At 45.9% G+C, this 2,966-nt stretch carries 3 protein-coding genes and 1 pseudogene; all 4 read left to right on the top strand.

Annotated elements, in window-relative coordinates; genetic code table 11:
- Positions 1-187 (top strand): annotated as a pseudogene (locus tag B3W37_RS02715) (hypothetical protein); the annotation flags it as partial.
- A gap of 351 nt (positions 188-538) precedes the next feature.
- Positions 539-1,465 carry an ABC transporter ATP-binding protein gene (locus B3W37_RS02710; protein ID WP_483174713.1) on the top strand — a complete coding sequence of 309 codons (927 nt, stop codon included), beginning with the start codon at positions 539-541 and terminating at the stop codon, positions 1,463-1,465.
- Positions 1,458-2,225, top strand: coding sequence for an ABC transporter permease (locus B3W37_RS02705; RefSeq protein WP_483174711.1), 768 nt, complete (start codon positions 1,458-1,460; stop codon positions 2,223-2,225). Before B3W37_RS02710 ends, B3W37_RS02705 begins: the two co-directional genes overlap by 8 nt.
- A gap of 73 nt (positions 2,226-2,298) precedes the next feature.
- Positions 2,299-2,966, top strand: a 668-nt coding sequence (locus B3W37_RS02700; RefSeq protein ID WP_483174709.1) for a response regulator transcription factor, incomplete at its 3' end; no start/stop codon positions are given.

Below are 2,966 nucleotides of genomic sequence, written 5' to 3'. Positions count from 1 at the left end.
GAAGATATTGCGGGGCATAAACCCTGACCTGGTAATCCTGGCGGCTGGCGGGATAAATGAAGAAAATGCCGCCAATTATGCAGGAACCGGCATAAACGCTATCGTCACCACCGCCGTTTATTTCGGCAAACCCGTCAATTTCGGCGTAAACATAAGACAGTCTGAGGCTTCGTCTGTCCAGCCCTAACGGCCATGAAAACAAGAGTAAAAACAAGCCCCGGCAAAAAATCAACCGGCCCTTCTCATGCGGAAGGGCCGGTTAGCTATAAGTCGGCCTCAGCAGCCTCCCCAGCCTGCGAAATCCGCCCAGCATTGCTCAACTGTTTAGCATAAGCATAAGCATCCGCATCAAAACCGAACTGTTCCAAAACTCCGCGCGGCATAGGTGCATCTATAGCCCTTGCGGCTGTTACACTTTCTCTTTCATCAGGGTTGTAATTAATAATTATTTAATAAATAAATAATTGCTGCTTAAGCAGTGAGTGCCAAAATATAACCATAGTCCAATGTAAGAATTTGAAACAAGAGGTGGAGGATCATGGACCAGGCAACCGTTTTAGAGGCATTCCGCATCAATAAAACCTTGGGGAATAAAAAAGTGGTTTCAGATCTGAGTTTCAGCGTCATGCAAGGAGATGTTTTCGGATTTCTAGGTCCCAATGGAGCGGGTAAAACCACCACCATACGAATGCTGCTGGGCCTGATCGCCATGGACAGCGGCTCAGTCAAAATCAACGGTTACGATACCAAAACGGATTTTAACCGGGCCATCGGCAAGGTCGGCGCCGTGGTGGAAACCCCCAAGTTTTACCCCTATTTATCGGCTTACCACAATCTGAGGCTCATTGCCAATCTGCACCCTGAACTGCCCAAATCCAGAATTGGGGAAGTTCTGGAAATTGTGGGTCTGGCTTCAAGGGCTAACGATAAAGTAAAGACCTATTCCCTGGGCATGAAGCAGCGCCTGGGCCTGGCCAGGGCTCTGCTCAATCATCCCGGTCTGGTTTTTCTCGATGAACCCAGCAATGGTCTGGATCCTCAAGGAATGATCGAAATCAGGGAAATGATCTCTCAACTTGCTCTTGAACAGGATATTACATTTTTTATCACTTCTCATCTGCTCTATGAGGTGGAACAAGTCTGCAATAAAGTTGCGATACTCAAAGAAGGCCGTCTTATCACCCAAATGCCGATGAAAGAACTGTCGGCCTCCCAAAATGAAAAAGTCGAGATTATTACCGGGCAAATCAGCGCTGCTATAGAAATTCTCCGGGAAAGGAGTATGGTCAAATCAGTCCATCCCCGCGCAGGGAGTTTGATAGTAGAAATCGAAAAAGGTTGCTCTAATCAAATCAATCAGCTGCTGGTCTCACAACAGGTGGCAGTAGATTATTTAATACCGAAAAATCAATCTTTAGAAGAGTTTTTTATAGAACTTACCGAAGGGGGTAAGAATATTGCATAAATTAATAGCCAACGAAGTCTTCAAGATTTTCGCCCAGAAAAAAATCTATGTCTTTATGATCATGATCGTCCTGTTTTCATTACTACCGGCGATTGAAATGGCCCTGGGGTCAATAGACTTCACCTTGAATGCTCAGAACTTGCCTCTATATATGCTGGCCACCATTAATTCCATAATACCTATTTTCCTCATTGTAACCTTGGGGGATTCGATTACCGACGAATATGTGACCGGCACCTTGAAGCTTCCGCTGCTTCATGGGGCCTCACGTACAAGGCTGTTGACTGCCAAAATCCTGGCTCTGATTGTGCCGGTAACAGTTCTCCTGTTTTTAGGAATGATGGCAACTTATCTGATTGGCGCTTTACTTTTCGGCTGGGGGGATCAATTTATCTATAATGGAAATGTTTTTGCCACTGAAACCGGAATACTATCGACGATGGGTTCATACGCAACCTCAATATTGCCGCTTATGGCTTTCGCCGCGGTGATAATGCTTATTTGCCTGCAGTTTCCGGGCAGCGGAGCGGCTGTGGCAACCTCCATCGGGCTCTTGCTTCTCTTAAGTTTGGCGGGGCAGCTTGTGGAGAATATCCGGCCTTATTTGATTATCACCTATTTTCATGAGTTCCCTAATAGTTTGTTTTTTGGCGGAAACGGGAGAGAAATCACTTTGAGCTTGATAGTGATGTTTGTTTATGGAGTTTTTTCTTATTTAGGCAGCATTTATCTGTTTAAGAAAAAGGATCTTCTATATTAATAGCCATTGAATCATTACAGCTATAGTATTTGCGATATAATGTAGGGGAAAATTTACTGGGACGGTGGATCAATTGGCACGAGAAAAAATCCTGGTTGTGGATGATCAAAAAGAGATTTGTGATCTGGTTCGGGACTATTTGGAGCTGGAAGGCTATAGCGTCATAGCGGCGTATGACGGGGAGGAAGCTATAAAGCTTTACCGCCGGCATAAACCGGTTCTGATCATCCTGGATGTCATGCTCCCCAAGCTTGACGGCATGGAAGTGTGCCGGCAGATCAGAAGCCAGTCAACCGTTCCCATTCTCATGCTGAGCGCCAGGAAGGGCGATGTGGATAAAATCTTGGGTCTGGGCCTGGGGGCCGACGATTATATCACCAAACCTTTCAGCCCCGGGGAGCTGGTAGCCCGGGTGAGAGCCCAAATCCGCCGTTTTACCCAGCTCTCTGCACCTTTTGAGCAGCCTCAGTATCTTCAATTTGGAGATATGAAAATAGACAGCAAAGGCTACACCGTTGCTATAGGCGCCCGGCAAGTTCAATTATCGTCCAAAGAATTTGAGATCCTGTATTTTCTAGCACTTCATCCACAGCAGGTTTTTACCAGAGAACAAATATTTGACCGCATCTGGGGGTTCAATGAATATGGGGACATCAATACAGTGACCGTCCATATCAGAAGAATACGGGAAAAAATTGAGGCCGATCCGTCTAAGCCTGAATATATTAAAACTGTTTGGGG

The sequence above is a fragment of the Syntrophomonas sp. UBA5494 genome (assembly GCF_002426325.1).
This window is presented reverse-complemented; position numbering and strand designations above follow the sequence as displayed.